We start from the raw sequence: 24,163 nt of genomic DNA, 5'->3' as shown, positions 1-24,163 counted from the left end.
ATTATCTATATAAATTAAGTTTGTTCATTAGAAAAATTATCTTGTATAATTTATTGAGTTAGTGAAAAGATTTGTATTGTAGGATATACAATAGGGGAAAGTGAATCTATTTTTTAAGATTTTTCTCATTGTATTTTGGTATTCTGCCTCTTAAGGATTTATTGTATTTTTGTAAAGCTGTGATTAGATTATGTAGTTATTGCTTTTTATGATAAATTCTTTAGGAATTTTTTCTGTATCGGAATTTCATTTTAATAGAGTGGGAAATACCTGAGGTTTAACTATAGGAGATAAAAATGTTTATTACGAACGCTTATGCTCAAGTTGCAGGCGATGTTTCCGGTGGAATTTCATTTGCTAGCGCTGTCCCATTCATTTTAATTTTTGCAATTATGTATTTTTTTATCATTCGTCCACAGCGTGCCCAAATGAAAAAACGCCAAGAAATGCTTAATGCAGTACGTCGTGGTGATACAGTTATAACGGGTGGTGGTATTATCGGCAAGGTTACGAAGGTTCACGACGAGAGTGGTGAATTAGAGGTTGAAATTGGTGAGAGTATGAATATTCGTGTTATTCGCTCAACATTAGCTGATGTGCGCGTTAAAGGTGAGCCGGTTGCAGAAAAAAAATCAAAACTTAATGCTAAAGCAAAAAGACCACAAAAGTCTAAATCTAAAACGACAACGAAAGAAGATATGAGTATCTCTGAAGAGAAAAAAGCTATATCAAAGGAAAATGCATCTTAAGGTGTAATGGCAGTTTATTACATTTTTTAAGCATTTTTATAAAAAGCTTGGCAAGATCAAGACAATTTCATTGAAAAAGAGGCTTTTATAGTGGCTACAGAAAATGGAGTTTTTGTTTTCTTTAGATTATTAAAATAGTTGTTTTATTTATAGAATATTACGCAATTTTTTTCTGTTTTTTAAACAAGATCATTGTTTTTATAAAAAGCAATTTGTGAGTAAATAAGCTGAGGAAACTTTTTAAAAGATAGATTTATTTAAGCAGGTATAGCATTTTACCGCGGTTTATTCCCAAATTTTCATATATTTGTTGTATGAGAAGATTAGGGCATTATATAAAAATTTTTACTTCAATACTAGGCTATGTTTAACATATCAATGTTTATATCAGCCTTATTTTAATTTTTATGATGAGAAGAAGCAAAGACAATTGGATTATTCAAAAATAAAAGGTGCATATTCATGTTCGATGCAATTCAAATTCGTGAAGCACATTTTCCAAGTCGCGCACCTATTGATGCTTATGGAAATGGTGGGTTTCGTTTTGCTGATATGTCTCATAGAGGTTCTATTATTTGTGTACCATCAGGTATTTATGGCATTGAGATGGCAGGGCCTGTTCCCACTCAAAGGGATATATCTCGTATTTTAGAAGAAGCTTCTGAAATCGAAGTTTTATTAATAGGTACTGGAATTGAATTATTACGATTACCTGAAGAGTTACGGGTGCTTTTATGGGAAAAACGTATTTCATCAGATACAATGAGTACGGGAGCGGCGGTGCGTACATTTAATGTTTTATTGGCTGAAGATCGCGCTGTTGCGGCGTTATTATTTGCGGTAGAATAGAGTATTGTTTAATAAAACAAAGGCTCTGGTCTAGCATGAAAGACTTGTGTGATTATTTTCTGCGCTGTAAAATACTGTCGTTTAAGGCGGTGATATAAGGGTATAGAATATACATAACTTAACACATTAAGTGTTTTTTAAATACAGCAGCAAGTATTCAGGACAAAGTTTGCTCATAGTTCCTAATGAATCACATGAGTGATCAGCTCTTGGCACTTAAGACGGTTCATAAGAGGCATTTTAATTCTTTCTTATACAGTTTTTACCTACAAGCCAGTTCCGCTTGTGACGTGCAAGGGAATAGTTTTTATTGATGTAACATGGAATTGGTTTGAAATGAAAGTATATCTACGATATTTGGGATTCTAATTTAACATACAAAACACAAAATTATCATTATAAATCAATGCGTTTATAGTAACAGAAACGTACCGAGAGCAATTGGATTTTTTACAAATTGGTGTTGGTAAGAGCCTTTGTCTTTTAGGATGGGGAGGAGGTCAATGATTTGATGAAGTTTTTGTGATCAGTGCATTTTTTATAAAATAACATTGTCATCTATCCACTGAAAAAGTGTCTTGCATTGTTTGTTGTTCAAGTTTTACTATGCATGTTACGATTGGTTTTTAGCTTTTTTATTGCAAATGAAAACTTGAAGTCCGATAAGATAAGTTTTATCAGAAAAATTATTTATTTAATTTTTTTCTTTCTAAAACGAAAAGGGATTAGAAAAGAAATTTTAATTCATAATACAGTTAAGAGACACATTTAAAAATCTTATTTTCTGAACTGTATTTGCTTATCCTTCATTTTTTAATATGAATAAAAAGAGGGTATTAATTTAATTGCTAAAAAAGGGACGTTAATAGGTTCATAGAATGATAGGCTCTCTTCCTTATTGTCTTGATATTTTACGTACCATAGATCGTGATCGCTATATATCGGTTTTATTTGCACCTAAAAAAAAGCGCCAAGCATTGGCTGCTCTTTATGTATTTAATGCTGAAGTTTCTCGTATCCGCGAAAGTGTACATGACCCACTCATAGGAGAAATACGGTTACGTTGGTGGTATGATGCTATTGCTCATGGTGAAATGCAAACGAGTGGAAACAATCCGATTTTGAATGATTTATTAAAAGCAATCACTCTTTTTAATTTACCTAAGACAGCTTTTTTACGTTATTGTGATGCGCAAATTTTAGATCTTTATCACAATCCAATAGAAACACTTCATGATCTAGAGCATTATTGTGGTGAGACAGCAGGCATAATTTTACAGCTTTCTTGTCAGATATTAGATCCTGAAACTGCACAAGAGTTTACAGATATCTATGAACATGGAGGGATTTCTCAAGGATTAAGCGGTGTATTGCGTCTTTTATCATTCATGCAATCACGATATCAATATTATTTACCCACTGATATATTAAAGGCTGTAGGAGTGAATAGGGAAGATTTGGAATCTCATCGTCTCAGCGATCAACAAAAGGGTTGTATTGTTGAAGCTATGGTAGCATTATCGCGCGATCATTATACCCAATTTTACGAGTATTCTTGTACTTTACCTAGAGTTCTTAAGCCAGCTTTTCTTCCATTGGTCATTGTACCAGCTTCTCTTCAAAAAGCTATACAGCTGGGGGCAGCAATTTTTCAAGAGAGTGCAACTTTGCCATTGATGTATCGCTATTGGTTGATAACAAGGGCAGCAATAAGCGGCAATTTTCCAAAGATATTGTAAAAAAATATTACTACGTTGGAATGCGTAACATGTAGACTGATTTTTTCATATGAAGATAAAAGGAGCTATTGTGATTCCAAACCATTTTTTTGTTATAAAAAATGTTGATGTTTTGGTTGTTATGAACGCAAAAGAATAAGAAATTTTATGATCTTGAAAATACGCTGTATTTCTTCATCAGTAATATGTTTTATTCAGAGTATTGGATGGGTGAGATGCAGAGAAAGAAAAACATGAGATAAATCTTAATACATTGGTTTGTTTGAAGAAGAACTTTTAAGTACTCTGAATGTATTGATTGTATCTCATTTGCAAATGAAATGAAATTTCTATTTTATGAGAGAAGTTATCTTAGCAGTCTATAAGTCTATAAAAAACTCTTATTTTTGAGAAATTATAACATCATAATTGATGACTGTTATGATTGATGAATATATTGATTTATAATGATAATACGTTTTTTCTTATATTGAATGAGAGTCTTGAATAGAAAAAGATTTCTCCATTTTTATAATGAATTTTAAAAATAGTTTTTTTATCTATTATAAGTTGGATGTGTAAATGAAATCATTTAAGGAAGAAGCAATACGCTCCCTATGAATGAATATTAAGAGTAGCAATATAATGAGCTATGAATGAATGACGATAGGGATGATGTTTATAGCTTAATGGGCGGCAACCTTTACGACCTTTGGATGGATAATGTTTTTTAATGCATTGCAAAAACGATTCTACATTCCATTGACTATTTTCTCGCAAATCCATACATGCACTGTTTTGCGAGAAAATGAATCATTATACAAACGCTGATCCTAAGATATGCAGACAAGAAATCCGTCTTACCTCTTCAACTATAGACGAAGAGCTGATGAAAACTTTATCAATAAGTTCTTAAAATTATGCACAATCTTTTTATTGGAGAGCGTTAAAGATCTGATTATAATTTGTGCTATTAATTTCCAAAGGATGTTCTTTATTGGCAACTTGTAGCATTTCTAGCTTGAGATCTTCTCTTATCATCATATCTATATTGGCGCGGACCTCAGTTGAAAGATTATGAGACGTGATATCTTTAGGCATGGTTACAGTCTTTATTTGATAAATGATACGGTTTGTTGCAACCGGACCTTTTATGATGCCATAATGACCTTTGGGAGCGGAAAATAATGCTTTAATGCCTTCAACGCCAAGGGTTTCAGATGAGTCTTGACGCCGGAGGGTTGGTGTTGTTTGTTTTGTAACACCAAGGGTATGAGCAAGAGCAACAAGACTTTTTCCTTCCGTGAGCTGTTTGAGAGCATTTTGGGCTTTTTCATCAAGAAGACGTTGGATTTCCTCATTTTTCCATTGAGAAAGAACATCTAGCTTAGCCTCTTCAAGTGTCTTATCACGGGAAGGAATAATTTTATCGACCTTGTACCAGAGATATCCACCATTTTGAAAAGAGAGAGGATCAAGATCGACTCCTTCGTTTGATTGATAGATGGCATTCAGTAAAATATCTTTTTGAGGTAAATCCGTGAGTATTGCACCTTCAAGCGTTTTTCCCGTTTTATCAATAGTAATTGTGCGCAAAGATAACTTGTATTGGTCAGCTAACTCTTTGAAAGAAGCACCCTCAAAACGAGCATTTTCAATGGCAGCATAATTGTTACGGATATCATCAGTAGCACGATTTTTGGCAAGTATTTGGCGAATATTTTCTTCTACACTTTCAAAAGGAAGAGAGCTTGAAGGTTCAATATGCGTAACGCGAATGAGAACAGGTCCCTGTAAGTCATTTATCACAGGACTGACTTGGCCTTGTTGAAGTTCAAAAATTTCAGATGTCAGATGATTAGGAAGTTCGTTTTCTGCGAGAGGACCTTTTTTTATGTCATTAAGAGTCTTTTTTTCAGCTTTTACCAGTTCATCAAAACTCAATCCATCAGCTATTTTTTTTGCTGCATTATCGGCTTCTTCGCGTGAGGGGAATCGCAGTTCTTCGAATGTACGCTTTTCAGGCGTTACAAAACGTGAAGCATTTTGTGTATAATAGGCTTTCGCCTCATCTGTTGAGATATCTTTAGGTTTTACAAAATCATTAAGTTCCATAGATAGCAAAGAGACAGTACGGTATTCTGGAGCACGAAATTGACTTTGATGTGTTTCAAACCATTTTTGTAATGTTTCGTAATCAGGATCAGCAATTGTTTTCTTTTCTTTTAGATCAATAACGAGATAATCAGCAATACGCATTTCTCCTTGATAAAGAGCAAGTGCTTTATAAAAGAGATTTGGTGCCTTCATATCAGAAAGTAAAGCAGCAATAAGCTGATTACGCTTTTCTTGTTTGGTGTAATAATTAAGAAAAGCACTTTCACTAATACGTAAATGCTGAAGATAGTTATAAAACAAGTTTTTATCAAAAGTGCCATTTACCTGGAACATCTTATCAGAACCAATCGTATGAGCTATTGTATCTTTTGAAAGACTTATTTTCATTTTACGTGCTTGTTCATCAAGCAGTACATTTTGTTGTAATTGATTAAATACAAAAGCAGGAATTTGGTATTGCTGCATTTCATTTGTTGTAAACATTCGTCCAAGATGAGCAGCATATGCTAAACGTGCGCTTTGATCGGCGAGTGCAAGACGATAATCATCGACAGTTACTGTGGACTTTCCAGAAGTAATAAGATCTCTTTCACTTTTTTTGTGTAACTGCGGTACCCCCCATAAAAGAATGAAGCATAAGAGTAAAATAGCAAGGAAAATTCTAAAAATCCAAGAATTTGTAGCATTTCTTATGATGTCAAGCATTGTTCAAGTCCATTTTTAATATGAGTTATTATCAAAGCTGTAATGGAATTTGCAATAAAGAGATGAAAGATGCAAGCTTTAAAGACTTGCTTTCATTTTATAATTTGGTAACTACAGATAAACAATGTATTGTAAAAGCTCTTGAGGTGAAAATATGTCTCCAAATATTCGGCCTTTTCTTGCTGGAAATTGGAAAATGAATGGAACGAGTGAATCGCTTGGAGAGTTGCGTGCTATTGCTACAGGCGTTAGCTCTGATCTAGGTCATCTTTTTGAGGCGCTTATTTGTGTTCCAGCAACGCTTTTATCGCGTGCTTCTAATACGCTGAATGGTGAAAATCTCCTTTTGGGAGGACAAAATTGTCACTTTGATGATCATGGTCCTTATACTGGAGATATTTCAGCTTTTATGCTTAAAGAAGCGGGAGCAAGTCATGTTATTATTGGGCATTCAGAACGTCGTACAGTGTACCAGGAAAATGATGCGATTGTCTGTGCCAAAGTGCAAGCTGCGTGGCGAGCAGGTCTTGTGGCTCTTGTATGTATTGGTGAAACATTGGAGGAGCGTAATAATAATAAAGTACTGGATATTCTCACGCAGCAGCTTGAAGAATCTCTCCCAGATGATGCAACAGCAGAGAATACCATTATCGCTTATGAACCAGTTTGGGCGATAGGCACCGGCAATACAGCGACTCCAGAAGATATTGCAAAAGTACATCATTTCATTCGTGATAGGGTGCGCTCTCGTTTTGGTGATGAAGGCAATAAGATACGTTTGCTTTATGGTGGATCCGTAAAACCATCCAATGCATTTGAGCTTTTAAGCATTGCTCATGTTAATGGTGCTTTGATAGGTGGAGCAAGCTTAAAAGCGATTGATTTTTTAACTATTTGCGATGTTTGTCGTAAACTATAGCAGAGAAATTTGAGTTTCCCCTTGGATTGTGCGTTATTTATGTGTAAATAGCTATTAAAGAGTTATTTAAAGAGCAGGGTTTATGCAAACAGTACTTATAGTTATTCATTTTTTGATTGTGATTACTTTGGTTGGTATTATATTAATTCAACCTTCAGAAGGTGGTGGGCTAGGTGTGAGTAATAGCTCAGGGTTGATGAAAACTCGTGGATCTCGAAACCCTTTAACACGTTTGACTGCTATTTTAGCCTGTTGTTTTTTTGTTGTGTCTATTGGACTTACCGTGGTGAGTAATATATCAAATTCTAGTTCTGATATCTTAAAGCGTATACCGGTTAATTCAGAACAGAATTCTACCAATAAAGACTCAGGATCAGTCCCATCGTCAGATGGTGAGTCTTCCCCTTCTATTCTTGAACAGCTAGGAGGCACTTCGAATTCTTCGCAGGAACAGAAACAGTCCACAAATCCTGAAGCAGAAAGTCCAGTTCCTCAGGTTCTTGAAAATACAGTTCCCGATAACAGTACAAAATAGTTTTTTAAGAAAACATAGACTTTTTAAAAAAGGTGATTTTTTTCGCCTTTTTTATTTTAGAAGAAAAATTGTTTCTTTTTGCATTTTTTGCTGGAAAAATCATTATAAATTGCTTATCACCATAAGCCCATGGCACGTTATGTTTTTATTACTGGTGGTGTGGTTTCTTCCCTTGGAAAAGGCATCGCAGCGGCGGCGTTAGCAGCGTTATTACAGGCTCGTGGCTATCGCGTACGTCTTCGCAAACTTGATCCTTATTTAAATGTTGATCCAGGTACGATGTCACCTTATCAACATGGTGAAGTATTTGTGACCGATGATGGTGCAGAAACGGATCTTGATCTTGGTCATTATGAGCGTTTTACTGGGCGTTCTGCAAATAGCCAAGATAATATTACAACAGGGCGTATTTATCGCAATATCATTGAACGAGAGCGGCGTGGTGATTATTTGGGGGCAACAGTCCAAGTTATCCCTCATGTTACAGATGAAATTAAGAGATTCATTACGATGGGAAATGAAGAATTTGATTTTGTTTTGTGTGAGATAGGTGGAACGGTTGGTGATATTGAAGCAATGCCTTTTCTAGAAGCGATTCGTCAGCTTCGCAATGAGCTACCGAGACAAAATGTCGTTTATGTCCATCTCACATTAATGCCTTATATTCCTTCAGCAGGTGAATTAAAAACGAAACCAACACAACATTCTGTCAAAGAATTGCAAGCAGTTGGTATTTCTCCTGATATTTTGCTTGTACGTGCAGATCGATCTATTCCAGAAACAGAACGGTGCAAATTATCACTTTTTTGCAATGTTCGCTCCAATGCAGTCATTCAGGCATTAGATATGCCAACAATTTATGATGTTCCTATGGCATACCATAAGGAGGGTTTGGACTCTGAAGTTCTTTGCGCTTTTGGAATCGATTCGGCACCTTCCCCCAAGATGGATCGTTGGGAAGATATTACGCATCGTATTCACCATCCTGAAGGAGAAGTTACGATTGCTGTTGTGGGAAAATATACGGGCTTAAAGGATGCTTATAAATCTCTTATTGAAGCGATTGCGCATGGTGGTTTAGCGAATAGAGTGAAGGTTAATATTGAGTGGATTGATTCGGAGCTTTTTGAAAAAGAAGATTCTGTTTCAGCTTTACAAAAAGCCCATGGAATTTTGGTTCCAGGTGCTTTTGGGGCACGAGGGGCAGAAGGGAAGATTCGAGCAATTCAATTTGCGCGAGAGCGTAAAGTTCCATTTTTAGGGATTTGTTTTGGGATGCAATTAGCTTGTATAGAAGCTGCGCGCAATATTGCACAGATTGAGAATGCTTCATCAAGTGAGTTTTGTGAAACAGACAATCCAATTGTAGGTTTAATGACAGAATGGCTTAAAGGAGACGTTCTTGAAAAACGTACAAGAAATGGTGATCTCGGCGGTTCAATGCGCCTTGGTGCTTTTGCTGCTGAATTAAAAGAAGAGAGTCATATTGCTCAAATTTATGGGGTGACCAAGATTGTCGAGCGACATCGTCATCGTTATGAGGTCAATATTGATTATAAGGATAAGTTAGAACAGTGTGGTTTGATTTTTTCTGGGATGTCTCCTGATGGTATTTTACCAGAAACGATAGAATATGTAGATCATCCATGGTTTATTGGTGTTCAATATCATCCAGAATTAAAATCCCGTCCTTTTGATCCACATCCGCTTTTTTCTTCTTTTATTGAAGCTGCTGTAGAACAAAGTCGATTAGTTTAATGCATAAATTGGGTTACTTTGCTTTTGAGGGATAAAATGACTAAACCAAATGCCCGTGTGAAAGTTGGAAATATGATTTTTTCAAATGAAATGCCTCTTTCATTAATTGCAGGGCCGTGTCAGATGGAAAGTCGTGATCATGCTTTTGAAATGGCTGGTCGTATTAAAACAATTACCGATCAGCTTGGTATCGGGTTTGTTTATAAATCAAGTTACGATAAAGCCAACAGAACCTCTTTGGGGGCGGCACGTGGTATTGGTCTTGAAAAAGCAATGTCCATTTTTTCTGATTTAAAAAAAGAGTTTAATTGTCCCATATTAACTGATGTGCATACAGAAGAGCAATGTACAATTGTTTCTTCTACAGTTGATATTTTACAAATACCGGCTTTTTTATGTCGTCAAACAGATCTTTTGGTAGCAGCCGCCAAAACAGAATGTGTTATTAACATTAAAAAAGGTCAGTTTTTAGCGCCGTGGGACATGGAGAATGTTTTAAAAAAGGTTGTTTACAGTGGTAATCCGAATGTTATGCTTTGTGAGCGAGGCACGTCATTTGGTTACAACCGACTTATTTCTGATATGCGTTCGTTGCCTATTTTACGTTCATTTGGTGCTCCTGTTATTTTTGATGCAACGCATTCTGTTCAAGAACCTGGGGGGCAGGGGGCTTCATCTGGTGGGCAGCGTCAATTTGTTGAAATTTTAGCGCGTGCAGCTGTTTCTGTTGGGGTAGCTGGTATTTTTTTAGAAACACATCAAGATCCAGATAATGCACCTTCTGATGGACCCAATATGGTTAAAGTTGATGATTTACAAAGATTGCTTGAGACTTTAATGGAATTTGATTATCTGTCAAAAAAGTTGAGTTGAGAAGAGAAAAAATATTTCATTAATAGGGCATTATAAATGAATCGAGACTTTTATTGGATAAGGAAACACATATGACTATAATTGTCGATATCATTGGGCGTGAAGTTCTTGATAGCCGTGGTAATCCAACGGTAGAAGTTGATGTTCATTTGGAGAATGGAGCTTTTGGTCGCGCTCTGGTTCCTTCGGGAGCTTCAACAGGAGCACATGAGGCTATAGAGCTTCGTGATGGTGGTTTGCGCTATCAAGGGAAAGGTGTTGAAAAAGCGGTTGCTGCAGTTAATGGCGAAATTCTTGAAGAACTTGGTGGGCGGGATGCAACAAATCAAATTGCTATTGATCAAGCAATGATTGCTTTGGATGGAACGCCAAACAAAGCCCGTCTTGGTGCCAATGCACTTCTTGGTGTTTCATTAGCTGTTGCGAAAGCAGCTGCGGATTCATTAAATTTACCTTTGTATCGTTATATTGGTGGTACACAAGCGCATATTCTTCCAACCCCCATGATGAATATTATTAATGGTGGCGTTCATGCTGATAATTTGATTGATTTTCAAGAGTTTATGATTATCCCTATAGGAGCTCCTACTGTAAGAGAAGCTATCCGTTATGGCGCTGAGATTTTCCATGCATTGAAAAAGCGTTTAAAAGATGCAGGTTATAATACCAATGTTGGTGATGAAGGTGGTTTTGCACCTCAATTTAAAAGTGCTGATCAAGCAATTGATTTTATTATGGAATCTATCATGATATGTGGTTATAAACCAGGTGAACAAATTGCCATTGGTTTAGACTGTGCTTCAACCGAATTTTATAAAAATGGTTCGTATTTTTATAAAGGTGAGGGGAAATGCCGAGACATCCAAGAGCAGGTAGATTATTTAGCGCAGCTTGTGAAAAATTATCCTATTATTACAATTGAAGATGGAATGGCAGAGGATGATTGGGAAGGTTGGAAGCTACTCACTGACACAATTGGAGAAAAATGTCAGCTTGTTGGCGATGATTTGTTTGTAACGAATTCAGCACGTTTGCGTGATGGTATCAAAATGGGGGTAGGCAATTCTATTCTCATAAAAGTTAATCAAATTGGTACATTGAGTGAAACACTTGATGCTGTAGAAGTAGCACATAAAGCAGGTTATCGTGCCATTATATCTCATCGTTCAGGCGAGACAGAGGATTCTTTCATTGCAGATCTTGCTGTTGCAACGAATTGTGGACAAATTAAAACAGGTTCTCTTGCACGTTCGGATAGATTAGCAAAATACAATCAACTTATTCGTATTGAAGAAATGCTAGGAGCCCAAGCGCATTATGCTGGTGATTTATATCGTGTATAGTTGTGAGCACAAAATATGAAAGTATAAGATCATTTAGATTATGAAATTGATATTTCTTATCAAAGGCATATACGCAATAATTTTTAAGTGTTTAAATTTATAGGGATTAAGATGAGAGGTATAATTATTAGTCAAGATCAAGGAAATTATCTCGTTTCGGGTGATGATGGTAAACGTTATCAGTTTGCGACTTGGGATTGGTTGGGAAAGAATCCACCAAGGATTGGTAATGCTGTTGATTTTGTCTGTGAAGGAGGTGTTGTCAGTTCTGTTTTCCCATTGTTGAGACCAGGTACAGAGAACACAAAGATAATGTTCGCACTGCTTTGTTGGGTTGCAGGTATCTTTGGTGTTCATCGCTTTATGGTTGGGAGAGTTCGGACGGGTACTTTAATGCTCGTTTTATCTTTATCATTGTTTGGATTGATGATTACCGGTATTTGGGCGATTGTTGATTTTATACTCATTATTGCTGGAAAATTTACGGATAAAGATGGGAATCAGATTACAGATTTGTGAAAAATTTACAATAAAAAGAAAATAATAAAGTTTACTTTTTATTTCGATCAATATATTAAGTTGCAATAATGCAAGATTATTGTACTCTATTTCTTTAATGTGAGATATTAAGAGAAATATGCACAGTTGAATAAAAGTATTGAAAAAGACTGTGCTATTTTATGTGGGTAAATCAACTAAGGTTGTTTTGTATTGCTGCTTATAGCAGCAGAAAGCGTTAGATCATTGGGGGGCAAAACTATTTTAATTTCATGTTTATCACGGCTGCTACAAATTTTATTTACGCCGTGAGGTTAATCAGCATATTATAAAAAGAAATAGTTTCTTTATGAATAACACATAAGGAGCAGCTTTATAGGTGGGCAAGGATGAAGGGTAAAATTATTGGTCAAGATCAAGGAGTTTATCTCGTTTCGGGAGGTGATGATAAGCGTTATCAATTTGAGGATTGGAATTGGTTAGGAAAAAAACCGCCGAGTATAGGGGATATTGTTGATTTTGTATATGAAGATAATGTTGTTAAATCTGTTCTCCCTCTCTTAAGTCAAAAAGAATCAGAGCAATCAAGATTAGGTCTGGCAGTTATTTGTTTTTTTTTGGGATGGTTGGGTATTCACCGCTTTATGGCTGGTAAAATTGGAACGGGTATCGTAATGCTTCTCATAAATGTAACAGGTATAGGAATTCTTATCAATATACTGTGGTCATTTATTGATTTTATAGTTATTTTATCTGGATATTTTAGAGATGCAGATGGCAATAAAATTACCAAGTTATAGCAACTCGACAAAATTTTAATATAAACAAATAATTTTATTTATATTTATCAATATATTAATTTAATAATGTAAGTTATTTTATTCTATGTCTTTAATGTTAAATATTAAATAAAATTATGAATATTTAAATAAAAATATTGAAAAAGAATGTACTATTTCATATAAAAAGCAAAAGTACAAATCGAACAGCGTGCTTTGTATTGCCACTTATAAATGCGGGAATTTTAAGTTGTTGGGGGATTTTAAGCTTTTTAAAATGTCGTATATCACGGTGAGTACAGATCGTATTCATGCCGTGAGGTTTATCCAACATATTATCATATTAGAAGAAAAGCTTCTTTATGCATAACAATTTTATAGGTGGTGAAGATGAAAGGTAAAATTATTAGTCAGGATCAAGGAAATTATTTCGTTTCAGGTGGTGATGGTAAGCGTTATCAGTTCTTGAGTAGGAATTGGTCAGGAAAAAAGCCACCAAAGGTTGGTGATATGGTTGATTTTGTCTGTGAAGGGGATACCATTAAGTCTGTTTTTCCTATCTTGTCAGCAGGGCAGCCACAACAATCAAAAATGTTGTTAGCGATCGTTTGCATGTGTTTTGGTGCATTGGGGATTCATCGTTTTATGGTTGGTAAAATTATAACAGGCATTGTAATGCTTCTTATAACTATACTAAGTACAATAGGTCTACTATTTATGGGGATAGGGCTTATAGGGATTATTTTTATAATTATACCTTGGGTATTGATTGATTTTATCCTTATTTTAACAGGAAATTTGGGGAAAAAATCTACAAATTAGAGGATATCCAATATTTGTAATAGAAAAAGTGGGGCATTCAACTTACTTTGATTGTCTTAAGGGGGGGGAATTGAACATAATAAGATTATTTAGTGTAGATTTGGTAATGAGGTATTAATCAAAATCGTGCATAGTTGGGCTGATTATTAAGAAATTTGTGCTGTAAAGACTGTGCTATTTTATGTGGACAAAGCAGAAACGTCGATCAATCAAAGTACGCTTTGTACTACCTCTTATGACGGTGGGAGTCTTAAGCTATTTCAGTTATCACATTTATCATGGTGAGTATGGATTGTATTCACGCAGTGAAGTTAATCAGCATATTAGCGAATTAGAAAAGGAGCTTCATAAAATAGAAGCTGAGCGGATGTTCATGGAAAAGCGTATTTCTCTTTTACGCAATGGGCATATAGAAAAAGATATGTTGGATGAGTATGTCCGAAAGAATTTGAACTTTTCTAAGCCAAATGAATTGACAATCTTAATACCTTGAAATGATACCAAAGGTAAATGAAAAATCGCTTAATTTAAACAACAATCAGCAATGATATTGTTTAAGCCGATTGATAAGGCTTGTAACTTTTGTTCGTAAAGGTTATTCCTAAATAATCATAAAAGGGAGTTTAATATGGCAGAACGACTTAAAAAAAATTCTGCGTCGGCGGCGCGCACTGCATTATCAAGCACCACAAAGAAAGCACCAATAGCAGATTTTACAAAAGAAGAAGAAATTGATGCTTATCGTGAAATGCTTTTAATTCGCCGTTTTGAAGAAAAAGCAGGACAACTTTATGGTATGGGGCTTATTGGGGGATTTTGTCACCTTTATATTGGTCAGGAAGCCGTTGTTATAGGAACATTGAAAGCGGCAAAAGAAGGTGATCAGGTTATTACGTCTTACCGTGATCATGGACATATGTTAGCGGTTGGGATGAGTCCGCGTGGTGTCATGGCAGAATTAACGGGGCGCCAAGGTGGCTTTTCCAAAGGGAAAGGTGGCTCGATGCATATGTTCTCTAAAGAAAAGAACTTTTATGGAGGACATGGTATTGTTGGTGCGCAGGTTCCCATTGGTTCAGGTTTGGCATTTTCGAATCAATATCTTGGTAAAGATAATGTGACATTGGTTTATTTTGGTGATGGTGCTGCAAATCAGGGGCAGGTTTACGAGAGTTTTAATATGGCTTCACTTTGGAAGCTTCCCGTTGTTTATATTATTGAAAACAATCAGTATGCTATGGGAACATCAGTTTCACGTGCATCTGCAGAAACTGATTTTTCCCGACGCGGTCTTTCTTTTGAAATTCCAGGTATTGTTGTTGACGGTATGGATGTTCGATCAGTAAAAGGAGCTGCTGATGAAGCAATTTCTTGGGCACGCTCAGGTAAAGGACCGATCATTCTTGATATGCAGACCTATCGCTATCGTGGTCATTCCATGTCTGATCCAGCAAAATATCGTTCCAAGGAAGAAGTCCAAAAAATAAAAGAGGAGCACGATCCGATTGATCAAGTAAAAAGTCGGATTCTTAAAAAAAATTGGGCGAGCGAAGACGATTTAAAATCTGTTGAGAAAGAGGTCCGTGCAATTGTTGCTGATGCGGTAGATTTTGCACAAAGTGATCAAGAGCCAGATGCTTCTGAGCTCTATACTGATATTTTAGTTTGATGCGAGGGAAGCAAGTATGTCTATTGATATTTTGATGCCGGCGCTTTCACCAACTATGGAAGAAGGTAAACTGTCTAAATGGCTCAAGAAAGAAGGTGATAAGGTTAGCTCTGGCGATGTTATTGCTGAAATTGAAACGGATAAGGCTACAATGGAAGTAGAGGCCGTTGATGAAGGTACTCTTGGTAAAATTTTTGTGCCTGAAGGTTCAGAAGGCGTAAGGGTTAACACTGTTATTGCAATTTTGTTAGAAGAAGGTGAGCGTGCTGAGGATATTTCGCAACCTACTGATACAGCACAAAAACCTAAGGAATCTGCTCTTTCTCTACCTTTGTCAGTTCCGCAGGCTGCTCCTACTTTTGATACATCTCTTAATTTTGATATTCCAGCGGGAACACAAATGGTTACAATGACAGTTCGTGAAGCGCTTAATCAGGCTTTGGCTGAAGAAATGCGGCGTGATGAAACAGTTTTTCTTATGGGGGAAGAAGTCGCGCAATATCAAGGTGCCTATAAGGTTAGTCAGGGTTTGTTGGAAGAGTTCGGGGAACGCCGAGTTATTGATACCCCAATTACAGAGCACGGCTTTGCTGGGCTGGCTGTTGGGGCTGCTTTTGGTGGGTTACGTCCTATTGTCGAGTTTATGACCTTTAATTTTGCGATGCAGGCGATGGACCAAATTATTAACTCAGCAGCCAAAACACGTTATATGTCTGGTGGACAAATGACCGCTCCTATGGTTTTCCGAGGTCCCAATGGTGCGGCTGCCCGTGTTGGTGCTCAACATTCTCAATGCTATGCTGCATGGTATAGTCATGTACCAGGTCTGAAAGTTGTCATGCCTTATAGTGCTGCAGATGCGAAAGGTTTGCTGAAATCTGCTATTCGTGATGATAATCCTGTTATTTTCCTTGAAAATGAGATTTTGTATGGGCATCAATTTGATGTTCCTCAACTGGATGATTTTCTTTTGCCTATTGGTAAGGCACGTATTCATAAGTCTGGACAAGATGTGACGATTGTTGCATGTGGAATTGGGATGCATTATGCTGTTCAAGCGTTACCAGAAATTGAAAAACTTGGTATTGATGTTGAATTGATTGATTTACGAACCATTCGCCCGATGGATCTTCCAACAATTCTTTCGTCAGTTAAAAAAACAGGTCGTTTGGTAACAATTGAAGAGGGATTTCCTCAGTCATCTGTGGGAACTGAAATAGCAACGCGTGTTATGCAGCGGGCTTTTGACTATCTTGATGCGCCAATTGCTACGATTTCTGGCAAAGATGTTCCGATGCCTTATGCCGCTAATCTTGAGAAGTTGGCTTTGCCTAATACTGCTGAAATTATTGAGGCCGTTAAGGCTGTGACATACAGAGCATAACGGAGGAAAGCATAATGCCCATTAAAATTACAATGCCAGCGCTTTCCCCTACGATGGAAGAGGGAAATTTAACAAAATGGAATATTAAGGAGGGAGATAAGGTTTCCTCTGGTGATGTTATTGCTGAAATTGAGACGGATAAAGCGACAATGGAAGTCGAAGCCGTTGATGAAGGTAGGGTTGCTAAAATTGTTGTTCCTGCTGGAACACAAGGCGTTAAAGTAAATGCTTTAATTGTTGTTTTAGCAGAAGAAGGTGAAGATTTAGCTGAAGCTGCAAAAGTTGCAGAAGAAATCTCTTCTTCTACAAGACAAAAACCAGAGGGCATCAAACAGACAGATTCTCTGAAACAGACGGACTCAAAGGGAATAAAAATGTCTCATGAATCATCAACTGGGCAATTAATACAGCAAGATAAAAAGGAAGCTCGTCTTTTTGCCTCTCCCTTAGCGCGGCGATTAGCATCTCAGGCAGGTCTTGATTTATCCCTTATTTCTGGAAGTGGTCCGCATGGGCGCATTATTAAGCGCGATGTAGAAAAAGCTGTGAGCAGCGATATGTCTAAAGTGTCTTATTCATCATCGATAGGGGAGCTAATAGCTACAGGTGCTTCGGACAAACAGATATTGAAACTCTTCAAAGAGGATGAATATAGCTTCGCTCCCCATAATAATATGCGTAAAACAATCGCGACACGTTTGGTGGAATCAAAACAGAGAGTCCCACATTTCTATGTAACGGTAGATTGTGAACTTGATGCGCTATTAGCACTGCGTACACAACTAAATGCTGCTGCTCCAATGGTTAAGGGGCAGGAAGAAACTCAGCCTACTTATAAGCTTTCTGTTAATGATATGGTGATCAAAGCTGTTGCACTTTCTTTGAAAGCGGTTCCTGATGCGAATGTTTCTTGGCTTGAAGGCGGGATGCTTCATCATAAACATTGTGATGTTGGGGTTGCTGTTTCTATTCCCAATGGATTAATTACACCGATTATTCGCCATGCAGAGAAAAAGCCGTTATCACTTATTTCCAAAGAGATGAAGGATTTTGCAAAGCGTGCGCGCGAGGGCAAGTTAAAAATGGAAGAATATCAGGGTGGAACAACAGCTGTATCAAATATGGGGATGTATGGTATAAAAAGTTTTTCGGCTATTCTTAATCCACCGCATGCGACGATTTTTGCGATTGGTGCAGGGGAGCAACGCGCCGTTGTTAAAAATGGTGCATTAGTTGTTGCGACAGTTATGTCAGTTACGCTTTCTGCGGATCATCGTGCTGTCGATGGTGCTTTAGCAGCAGAGCTCGCGCGGACTTTTAAGAAGATGATTGAAAATCCATTAGCAATGTTGGTTTGAACTGTTTAACAGTTCTTCACGTAAATTGTGAGAGAGTGTATTTAAGAGAATAGAAACAAATTTAAAGAGTTTGAAGAGCAGAGGTATTGCTATTTCTGGTTTGGGTAAAGCATTTACGTGAAGCTTAAAGCAAAGACATAAGATAATTCTCTCATATTGTTTTACAGTCTTAAGTTCAAAAAATGCATATCCATTTTATATATATATCCATGGAGGAATTACTGTGGCAAATCTTTATGATGTAATTGTGATTGGATCAGGTCCAGGCGGATATGTAACCGCAATTCGTGCAGCACAATGTGGCTTTAAGACTGCGATTGTTGAACGTGAACATTTGGGAGGGATCTGTTTAAATTGGGGATGTATTCCAACAAAGGCCCTTCTACGTTCAGCGGAAATGAAACATTTTGCTGAACATGCGACAAATTATGGATTAAAAATTAATGGTTCAATTGAGGCAAACATCAAAGATGTTGTGGCACGTTCACGGGGTGTTTCAGCACGTTTAAATGCTGGTGTTGGTTTTTTAATGAAAAAAAACAAAATTGATATTATCTGGGGTGAAGCAAAGCTTACTAAAGAAGCAAAGGGAAGCCTTCCTGCGGAAATTATGGTTTTTTCATCCTCCAAACCGATTATGCAACCGCAAAATCCAGTCCCTAAAGGGACGTTAGGGGAGGGAACTTATCAAGCAAAGCATATCATTATTGCAACGGGCGCACGTCCTCGTGTCCTTCCTGGTATTGAGCCAGATGGAAAACTCATTTGGACTTATTTTGAAGCTATGATACCGCCAGCAATGCCAAAATCGCTTTTGGTTATAGGGTCTGGGGCTATTGGCATTGAATTTGCTTCTTTTTATCATGATATGGGGGCGACAGTAACTGTTGTTGAAATGATGCCCCATATCATGCCTGCTGAAGATATTGAAATTTCAACGTTTGCTCGTAAACAGTTAGAGAAAAAAGGTTTACGCATTCTTCGTCAAGCAAAAGTAACAAAGGTTGAAAAATCTTCCGATTCTGTAAGTGTACATATTGATGTTCAAGGTAAAATAGAGTCAATGACTGTTGACCGGTTGATTTCCGCTGTTGGGGTGCAAGGTAATATTGAGAATCTTGGTTTAGAAGCTTTGGGAATAAAAACCGATCGCGGCTGCATTGTAACTGATGAATGGAGTTGGACGGGGGTGGAAGGTATTTATGCTATTGGTGATGTAGCAGGCCCTCCTATGTTGGCCCATAAAGCAGAAGAAGAAGGTGTGATATGTATTGAGCATCTTGCAGGTTTGAAAAGCGCTCATCCACTTGATAAAAGAAAAATTCCAGGGTGTACATATTGTACACCACAGGTTGCCTCTGTAGGGCTTTCAGAAGCGGCAGCAAAAGAAGCAGGTTATGATATACGTATTGGTCGTTATTCTTTTGCTGCGAATGGTAAGGCGATTGCTTTGGGTGAAGATCAGGGGTTAGTAAAAACGATTTTTGATAAAAAAACAGGACAGCTTCTCGGGGCCCATATGGTAGGGGCTGAGGTAACAGAATTGATACAGGGTTTTGTTATTGCTATGAATCTTGAAACAACAGAAGAAGAATTAATGCATACTGTCTTTCCACATCCGACCTTATCGGAAATGATGAAAGAAAGTGTATTAGATGCTTATGGTCAAGTTTTAAACGCTTGATGACTGGATTGTATGAAAAATTTTATATTTTTGATTGTTACTTCGTATTTATAAGGCAAAGGCTTAAATGGTTACGGTTGTTGATAGAGTTGCAAATAGACGATTGCGTCATCCTGAAAAGGCACATCGTCCTGATACAAGCGTTCAAAAAAAGCCAGATTGGATTCGTGTAAAAGCGCCAACATCACCAATTTATAAGGAAACACATAGTATTGTACGTACGCATAAGTTAGTGACTGTATGTGAAGAAGCTGGTTGTCCTAATATTGGCGAATGTTGGAGCCAGAGGCATGCTAGCTTTATGATTTTAGGTGAAATATGTACGCGTGCTTGTGCTTTTTGTAACGTTGCAACAGGTATTCCACTTGCCGTTGATGATAATGAGCCAGAACGTGTCGCTGATGCTGTTGCACGGATGGAATTAAAACATGTTGTCATTACATCTGTTGATCGTGATGATCTTGCTGATGGTGGTGCTGAGCATTTTGCAAAAGTTATTTATGCGATTCGTCAAAAAACTCCTAAAACAACAATTGAAGTTCTTACACCTGATTTTCGTCATAAGGATGGCGCTTTAGAAGTTGTTGTTGCTGCTAAGCCTGATGTTTTTAATCATAACTTAGAAACAGTTCCTTCTAAATATTTGAAGGTCCGTCCAGGGGCACGTTATTTTCATTCAATTCGTTTATTACAACGTGTTAAAGAACTTGATCCAACAATTTTTACAAAATCGGGAATTATGGTTGGCCTTGGGGAGGAGCGAAATGAAGTTTTGCAATTGATGGATGATTTGCGCGCTGCTGATGTTGACTTTATGACAATTGGACAATATTTGCAGCCTACACGAAAACATCATCCAGTTGTTCGTTTTGTGCCTCCTGAAGAATTTGAGTCTTTTGCCAAGATTGGTAAAGTAAAAGGATTTTTACATATGGCCTCCAATCCTCTAACGCGTTCATCTCATCATGCTGGAGATGATTTTGCCATTTTGCAAAAAGCGCGTGATGAAAAATTTTCCTTACAGAGATAATTATGCCGATTTTTACAATACATCGGCAGATCACCCATAGTGCCAGTGAAATGTTTGATCTGGTTTCAGATATTGAGCGTTATCCTGAATTTTTACCAATGTGTGAGTCTTTAATAATACGTTCTCGAAAAGAATATGGAAAAAAAATATTGCTTCTTGCGGATATGACCGTTGGCTATAAGATTATTCGTGAAACTTTTACGACTCAAGTATTTCTTCAGCCGGAAAAAAGTCTTATAGAAGTTAAATATATTGATGGTCCATTCAAATATCTTGAAAATCGTTGGGCCTTTCATGATATTGAAAATACCAATGCATGTAATGTAGAGTTTTTTATTGATTATGAATTTAAAAGTAAAACGCTTGGATTAGTGATGGGCTCAATGTTTGATATTGCGTTTCGTAAATTTACCGAGGCTTTTGAGAAGCGTGCGCATCAGATTTATGGCTCTACGGTAACATAGTCTATTCTGTTATTTTTTAACAATACCTATTGCTTAAACAGCGTGAAGGTGAAAACCGGTTTCCATCTTTACTATTTGTTTTTAATTCAGCTTTCAAAAGCATATTGAGGGAATATCATTTTAAATGATGAAGATGATGCACAGTTTCATGCTTTTGTTTCTCTCTTTTTTAATGGATGCACACTCGTTAAACAAAACGCCCAAATAGAACATGCTTGCGTCATACCCATTTCATAATAGTGCTCATAATAAATAGTATAGATTCTCGTAAAAGTATATAAAATCTACATCTGTACACTTATGAAGAAGTTCTCCTGTATCATTTATTTGCCATCTCTCAAGATGTTGTACCAGCTCTTAGCACTTGAGAGAGAGGTACAAGTTTCCCTTTCATTAATCATTTTATTTATACAGTTTTTTCTCTTGTGGCGTGTAAGTGAATAAATTTGATTAATTCAACCTACACAGGACTAAAGTGAGATAATTTTAGGCTAGTCAGATCGTTCATTTTCAAGTTGTGATACAATAAAATTTTTTCAAGATGTTGACGATTATAGACTCGATGGGGAATAAAGAATTTTGAAATTAGTATGGGGAATTCAGTGAAGCAATTCCAGAATCATTTTAAAAGCATTTTCAACAGTTGCATGGCGGATAGCATTGCGATTAAGATGAGCAAAGTGCATTTCTTTGTGCAGGGGGGAGTGGTTTTTATAAGCTACTGCGCAATGCACAAGTCCTACAGGTTTATCAAGACTTGCACCTCCTGGACCAGCAATTCCTGTTACAGAAACTGCAATGTCAGCTTGTGAATGTTTTAATCCACCCTCAGCCATTGCAAGAGCAACTTCTTTTGAAACGGCACCATAGGTTTTTATAAGTTCAGCACAAACGCCAACAAGGCGTGTTTTAGATTCATTTGAATAAACAACAAATCCACAATCGAGAACATCTGACGATCCTGCTATATTTGTGAGGCATGCAGCAATGAGTCCCCCTGTACAAGACTCTACAGTTGTTAACAGCAAACCTTTTTGGCGAAAGGTATTAAGAACTTCATGTGCTTGTTTTTCACAAAGATATGTCATTGGGGAATTTCTCCTGAATAAAGGACGCTCACTGTTGCAAGAGCAGCAATTCCCTCACCACGACCAATAAATCCAAGCCTTTCATTTGTTGTTGCTTTGATAGAGATACGATCAGGTGTTATTGCAAGTATTGTTATAAGATTTTCTGTCATGGCATGACGATATGGACTAATTTTAGGATTTTCAGCGATAATTGTGATATCAACATTGGCGATACGACCACCTGCTTGTTTTATAATATCAAGAGCATGACGGAGAAAAATTTCTGATGATACATTTTTCCATTGAGGATCAGAGGGAGGAAAATGTGTACCGATATCTCCAGCACCTTGAGTTGCAAGAAGGGCATCTGTTAATGCATGAAGAGCAACATCCGCATCGGAGTGTCCATTTAATTTTTTATGAAAAGGGATTTTTATACCACATAATATAAGAAAATCACCATCCTCAAAAGAGTGAACATCATAACCATTGCCGGTACGAATATCAGGAAATATTTGCATTTTCTTTTGGAGATATAAATGTGCAGTATTAAAATCTTCATGCCATGTAATTTTTATGTTGTTAGGATCTCCAGGAACGGTACGCATAGGAATTCCAAACCATTCGGCAATTGCAGAATCGTCAGTGAATTCTTGTTTGCAAGCTTGTTTTGCTTGTTTATGGGCCGCTAAGATATGTTCAAAGGGAAAACACTGTGGAGTTTGTGCACTATAAAGATGGGTACGGGGAATTGTTTCTAAAACATGCTGATTATTTATACGTTTAAGGGTATCAGAGATGGGCAGAACAGGAAGAACACCTTCTTGAGGCGTGATAGTGTTGTGAATGTTATTAAGAAGCTTGTTTTCGATAAAAGGGCGTGCACCATCATGAATATGCACATATTGGGGGGCAAATTTTTTGAGTGCCTGAAGTCCATATAAGGTAGAGATTTGACGTGTATTGCCTCCTTCAACGATAATAAGGCGCTCTTTAAAATCGTCAATAGCTTGTTCACAGATTTGACGATCTTCTGGATGAATAACAAGAATAATTGTTGTGATAGCTGGATGCTGCAAAAAACAATGCACGGTATGATAAATAATTGGCTTTTGTCCTAGAAGCCGATATTGTTTTGGAATTTTATGGGGAGATCCTGCTCTTTCACCCCGTCCAGCGGCTAATATTATTGCTGCAATAGAAATACTTAATCTCCTTGTATTATAATCTTAGTTTGCTTTTTTGTCATTAATTTTAAAATGATTTTGAAAGGATGGTTGTTGTAGATCAGCAAGGGATATCACGGATAACACCTCAAAAAAAGCATTTAATGCTTTTTGAAGTGCGGTATTTAAACCACAAAAATCAAACAAGGGGCAAGTTGGTTCTGCAGTATCGAAACATTCTGCGAGGGAAAAGTTGTCTTCTGTTACTTTCACAACATCCGCGACTGAAATTTCTGCTGCGGGTTTAGCCAATCTAACTCCACCATTGCGTCCACGCACTGTTTGTATAAAACCTGCTTGAACAAGCAGCTGAAGGATTTTAAATAAAAAAAGCTCTGAAACGGCATATGCTTTAGCAATTTCTGGAACACGACTGAGAGTTCCCTGATTATCTGCACAATACATAAGCATTCGAAGAGCATAATTTGTTTGTTTTGTTAATCGCATCTCATTTCCTTCGTAAAGTATCGTCGAACACAGTCTATTTTAAAGATATTTTGCAAAATGTAGAAGTTTTTTCTCGTTGACTATATTTGCCTATTTTAAATGTAGTATTAGTATTGTCAATTTTTGCTACAAAAGGTTATATGAGAATAATGGGATAAGGGTATG

Annotated in this window: 22 protein-coding genes; 18 read left to right on the top strand and 4 right to left on the bottom strand. The window is 36.9% G+C overall.

Going from position 1 to position 24,163, the window contains the following annotated elements; genetic code table 11:
* The first annotated feature begins 296 nt into the window (after positions 1-296).
* The 3 genes from yajC (at position 297) to ACFIMK_RS06755 (ending at position 3,337) form a co-directional block, all read left to right on the top strand.
* Positions 297-749 carry a preprotein translocase subunit YajC gene (yajC, locus tag ACFIMK_RS06765; RefSeq protein WP_375628961.1) on the top strand — a complete coding sequence of 151 codons (453 nt, stop codon included), beginning with the start codon at positions 297-299 and terminating at the stop codon, positions 747-749.
* A gap of 462 nt (positions 750-1,211) precedes the next feature.
* Positions 1,212-1,598 carry an Mth938-like domain-containing protein gene (locus ACFIMK_RS06760; protein ID WP_375611259.1) on the top strand — a complete coding sequence of 129 codons (387 nt, stop codon included), beginning with the start codon at positions 1,212-1,214 and terminating at the stop codon, positions 1,596-1,598.
* A gap of 878 nt (positions 1,599-2,476) precedes the next feature.
* On the top strand, positions 2,477-3,337 hold the full coding sequence (locus tag ACFIMK_RS06755; protein WP_375611260.1) for a phytoene/squalene synthase family protein: 861 nt from the start codon (positions 2,477-2,479) through the stop codon (positions 3,335-3,337).
* Positions 3,338-4,249: 912 nt separating this feature from the next.
* On the opposite strand, the gene ACFIMK_RS06750 is transcribed toward ACFIMK_RS06755, so the two are convergent.
* Positions 4,250-6,139 carry a peptidyl-prolyl cis-trans isomerase gene (locus tag ACFIMK_RS06750; protein ID WP_375683097.1) on the bottom strand — a complete coding sequence of 630 codons (1,890 nt, stop codon included), beginning with the start codon at positions 6,137-6,139 and terminating at the stop codon, positions 4,250-4,252.
* Between the two features lie 154 nt (positions 6,140-6,293).
* Here ACFIMK_RS06750 and tpiA point away from each other — a divergent pair, with 154 nt between their 5' ends.
* From tpiA to ACFIMK_RS06675, 15 genes are all read left to right on the top strand, one after another.
* A complete protein-coding gene (gene tpiA / locus ACFIMK_RS06745; RefSeq protein ID WP_375620758.1) occupies positions 6,294-7,058 on the top strand; it encodes a triose-phosphate isomerase in 765 nt (254 codons plus the stop codon).
* An 82-nt stretch (positions 7,059-7,140) separates the two neighbouring features.
* Entirely contained in the window at positions 7,141-7,593 is a 453-nt protein-coding gene (gene secG / locus ACFIMK_RS06740) for a preprotein translocase subunit SecG (protein ID WP_375611263.1), read from the top strand.
* A 129-nt stretch (positions 7,594-7,722) separates the two neighbouring features.
* Positions 7,723-9,351: a CTP synthase gene (locus ACFIMK_RS06735; RefSeq protein WP_375611264.1), complete on the top strand. Its 1,629-nt coding sequence runs from the start codon at positions 7,723-7,725 to the stop codon at positions 9,349-9,351.
* 36 nt (positions 9,352-9,387) lie between these two features.
* Positions 9,388-10,224: a 3-deoxy-8-phosphooctulonate synthase gene (gene kdsA, locus ACFIMK_RS06730; protein ID WP_273791141.1), complete on the top strand. Its 837-nt coding sequence runs from the start codon at positions 9,388-9,390 to the stop codon at positions 10,222-10,224.
* A 71-nt stretch (positions 10,225-10,295) separates the two neighbouring features.
* The gene (gene eno, locus ACFIMK_RS06725) at positions 10,296-11,567 is read left to right on the top strand and encodes a phosphopyruvate hydratase (protein ID WP_375683096.1); all 1,272 of its coding nucleotides are present in this window, start codon (positions 10,296-10,298) and stop codon (positions 11,565-11,567) included.
* A gap of 111 nt (positions 11,568-11,678) precedes the next feature.
* Positions 11,679-12,086, top strand: coding sequence for a TM2 domain-containing protein (locus ACFIMK_RS06720; RefSeq protein ID WP_375638115.1), 408 nt, complete (start codon positions 11,679-11,681; stop codon positions 12,084-12,086).
* A 368-nt stretch (positions 12,087-12,454) separates the two neighbouring features.
* Entirely contained in the window at positions 12,455-12,865 is a 411-nt protein-coding gene (locus ACFIMK_RS06715) for a TM2 domain-containing protein (protein ID WP_375620764.1), read from the top strand.
* Between the two features lie 369 nt (positions 12,866-13,234).
* Complete coding sequence (locus ACFIMK_RS06710) at positions 13,235-13,666, top strand: hypothetical protein (protein ID WP_375622161.1); 432 nt, start codon at positions 13,235-13,237, stop codon at positions 13,664-13,666.
* A gap of 181 nt (positions 13,667-13,847) precedes the next feature.
* Positions 13,848-14,159, top strand: coding sequence for a septum formation initiator family protein (locus tag ACFIMK_RS06705; protein ID WP_375648354.1), 312 nt, complete (start codon positions 13,848-13,850; stop codon positions 14,157-14,159).
* A gap of 135 nt (positions 14,160-14,294) precedes the next feature.
* A complete protein-coding gene (pdhA, locus tag ACFIMK_RS06700) occupies positions 14,295-15,335 on the top strand; it encodes a pyruvate dehydrogenase (acetyl-transferring) E1 component subunit alpha (RefSeq protein ID WP_375611269.1) in 1,041 nt (346 codons plus the stop codon).
* Between the two features lie 16 nt (positions 15,336-15,351).
* Positions 15,352-16,719 (top strand): pyruvate dehydrogenase complex E1 component subunit beta, encoded by a 1,368-nt coding sequence (locus ACFIMK_RS06695; protein ID WP_375679130.1) that lies wholly within the window; start codon positions 15,352-15,354, stop codon positions 16,717-16,719.
* Between the two features lie 14 nt (positions 16,720-16,733).
* Positions 16,734-18,077 (top strand): pyruvate dehydrogenase complex dihydrolipoamide acetyltransferase, encoded by a 1,344-nt coding sequence (locus ACFIMK_RS06690; RefSeq protein ID WP_375612899.1) that lies wholly within the window; start codon positions 16,734-16,736, stop codon positions 18,075-18,077.
* Between the two features lie 223 nt (positions 18,078-18,300).
* Positions 18,301-19,761 (top strand): dihydrolipoyl dehydrogenase, encoded by a 1,461-nt coding sequence (lpdA, locus tag ACFIMK_RS06685; RefSeq protein WP_375612898.1) that lies wholly within the window; start codon positions 18,301-18,303, stop codon positions 19,759-19,761.
* A gap of 67 nt (positions 19,762-19,828) precedes the next feature.
* Positions 19,829-20,791 carry a lipoyl synthase gene (gene lipA / locus ACFIMK_RS06680; RefSeq protein ID WP_375612897.1) on the top strand — a complete coding sequence of 321 codons (963 nt, stop codon included), beginning with the start codon at positions 19,829-19,831 and terminating at the stop codon, positions 20,789-20,791.
* A 2-nt stretch (positions 20,792-20,793) separates the two neighbouring features.
* Positions 20,794-21,255: a type II toxin-antitoxin system RatA family toxin gene (locus ACFIMK_RS06675; RefSeq protein ID WP_273791149.1), complete on the top strand. Its 462-nt coding sequence runs from the start codon at positions 20,794-20,796 to the stop codon at positions 21,253-21,255.
* Positions 21,256-21,854: 599 nt separating this feature from the next.
* On the opposite strand, the gene ACFIMK_RS06670 is transcribed toward ACFIMK_RS06675, so the two are convergent.
* The 3 genes from ACFIMK_RS06670 to rirA are packed head-to-tail and all read right to left on the bottom strand — an operon-like array spanning position 21,855 to position 23,998.
* Positions 21,855-22,343, bottom strand: coding sequence for a CinA family protein (locus ACFIMK_RS06670; protein WP_375628982.1), 489 nt, complete (start codon positions 22,341-22,343; stop codon positions 21,855-21,857).
* Positions 22,340-23,530 carry a bifunctional 2-C-methyl-D-erythritol 4-phosphate cytidylyltransferase/2-C-methyl-D-erythritol 2,4-cyclodiphosphate synthase gene (locus tag ACFIMK_RS06665; protein WP_375613044.1) on the bottom strand — a complete coding sequence of 397 codons (1,191 nt, stop codon included), beginning with the start codon at positions 23,528-23,530 and terminating at the stop codon, positions 22,340-22,342. Before ACFIMK_RS06665 ends, ACFIMK_RS06670 begins: the two co-directional genes overlap by 4 nt.
* A 24-nt stretch (positions 23,531-23,554) precedes the next feature.
* Positions 23,555-23,998, bottom strand: a complete 444-nt coding sequence (rirA, locus tag ACFIMK_RS06660; protein WP_375611276.1) for an iron-responsive transcriptional regulator RirA — start codon at positions 23,996-23,998, stop codon at positions 23,555-23,557.
* Between the last annotated feature and the right edge of the window lie 165 nt (positions 23,999-24,163).

The organism is Bartonella sp. AP280QHHD, from assembly GCF_042196125.1.
Classification (GTDB): Bacteria; Pseudomonadota; Alphaproteobacteria; order Rhizobiales; family Rhizobiaceae; genus Bartonella.
This window is presented reverse-complemented; position numbering and strand designations above follow the sequence as displayed.

What these genes read in the sequence shown, in the direction of transcription:
- yajC (WP_375628961.1), top strand. Translation starts at nt 297, where the DNA reads ATGTTTATTACGAACGCTTATGCTCAAGTTGCAGGCGATGTTTCCGGT.
- ACFIMK_RS06760 (WP_375611259.1), top strand. Translation starts at nt 1,212, where the DNA reads ATGTTCGATGCAATTCAAATTCGTGAAGCACATTTTCCAAGTCGCGCA.
- ACFIMK_RS06755 (WP_375611260.1), top strand. Translation starts at nt 2,477, where the DNA reads ATGATAGGCTCTCTTCCTTATTGTCTTGATATTTTACGTACCATAGAT.
- ACFIMK_RS06750 (WP_375683097.1), bottom strand. Translation starts at nt 6,139, where the DNA reads ATGCTTGACATCATAAGAAATGCTACAAATTCTTGGATTTTTAGAATT.
- tpiA (WP_375620758.1), top strand. Translation starts at nt 6,294, where the DNA reads ATGTCTCCAAATATTCGGCCTTTTCTTGCTGGAAATTGGAAAATGAAT.
- secG (WP_375611263.1), top strand. Translation starts at nt 7,141, where the DNA reads ATGCAAACAGTACTTATAGTTATTCATTTTTTGATTGTGATTACTTTG.
- ACFIMK_RS06735 (WP_375611264.1), top strand. Translation starts at nt 7,723, where the DNA reads ATGGCACGTTATGTTTTTATTACTGGTGGTGTGGTTTCTTCCCTTGGA.
- kdsA (WP_273791141.1), top strand. Translation starts at nt 9,388, where the DNA reads ATGACTAAACCAAATGCCCGTGTGAAAGTTGGAAATATGATTTTTTCA.
- eno (WP_375683096.1), top strand. Translation starts at nt 10,296, where the DNA reads ATGACTATAATTGTCGATATCATTGGGCGTGAAGTTCTTGATAGCCGT.
- ACFIMK_RS06720 (WP_375638115.1), top strand. Translation starts at nt 11,679, where the DNA reads ATGAGAGGTATAATTATTAGTCAAGATCAAGGAAATTATCTCGTTTCG.
- ACFIMK_RS06715 (WP_375620764.1), top strand. Translation starts at nt 12,455, where the DNA reads ATGAAGGGTAAAATTATTGGTCAAGATCAAGGAGTTTATCTCGTTTCG.
- ACFIMK_RS06710 (WP_375622161.1), top strand. Translation starts at nt 13,235, where the DNA reads ATGAAAGGTAAAATTATTAGTCAGGATCAAGGAAATTATTTCGTTTCA.
- ACFIMK_RS06705 (WP_375648354.1), top strand. Translation starts at nt 13,848, where the DNA reads ATGTGGACAAAGCAGAAACGTCGATCAATCAAAGTACGCTTTGTACTA.
- pdhA (WP_375611269.1), top strand. Translation starts at nt 14,295, where the DNA reads ATGGCAGAACGACTTAAAAAAAATTCTGCGTCGGCGGCGCGCACTGCA.
- ACFIMK_RS06695 (WP_375679130.1), top strand. Translation starts at nt 15,352, where the DNA reads ATGTCTATTGATATTTTGATGCCGGCGCTTTCACCAACTATGGAAGAA.
- ACFIMK_RS06690 (WP_375612899.1), top strand. Translation starts at nt 16,734, where the DNA reads ATGCCCATTAAAATTACAATGCCAGCGCTTTCCCCTACGATGGAAGAG.
- lipA (WP_375612897.1), top strand. Translation starts at nt 19,829, where the DNA reads ATGGTTACGGTTGTTGATAGAGTTGCAAATAGACGATTGCGTCATCCT.
- ACFIMK_RS06675 (WP_273791149.1), top strand. Translation starts at nt 20,794, where the DNA reads ATGCCGATTTTTACAATACATCGGCAGATCACCCATAGTGCCAGTGAA.
- ACFIMK_RS06670 (WP_375628982.1), bottom strand. Translation starts at nt 22,343, where the DNA reads ATGACATATCTTTGTGAAAAACAAGCACATGAAGTTCTTAATACCTTT.
- rirA (WP_375611276.1), bottom strand. Translation starts at nt 23,998, where the DNA reads ATGCGATTAACAAAACAAACAAATTATGCTCTTCGAATGCTTATGTAT.